The following is a 264-nucleotide window of genomic DNA, read 5'->3' on the forward strand; positions in this document are numbered from 1 at the left end:
CCGTGAGCGCGGCCATGCGCTCGGTGAACTTGTCGACGAAGGCGTCGTAGATGTCGGTGTGGATGATGAACCGCTTGGCGGCGATGCACGATTGGCCGTTGTTTTGCACCCGGGCGGTGACCGCGGTCTTGGCGGCCTCGTCGAGGTTGGCCGACGGCATCACGATGAACGGGTCGCTGCCGCCCAGCTCGAGCACGGTGGGCTTGATCTCGTCGCCGGCGATGGCGCCGACGGACTGGCCGGCCGGCTCGCTGCCGGTCAGCG

1 protein-coding gene is annotated in these 264 nt (G+C 68.6%); it reads right to left on the reverse strand.

Annotated features, from left to right (window positions below):
• Positions 1 to 264, reverse strand: a 264-nt coding sequence (locus ACAG21_RS28130; protein WP_370499519.1) for an aldehyde dehydrogenase family protein, incomplete at both ends; no start/stop codon positions are given.

Origin of the sequence: Mycobacterium sp. pR1184, from assembly GCF_041287235.1 — a bacterium.
Classification (GTDB): domain Bacteria; phylum Actinomycetota; class Actinomycetes; order Mycobacteriales; family Mycobacteriaceae; genus Mycobacterium.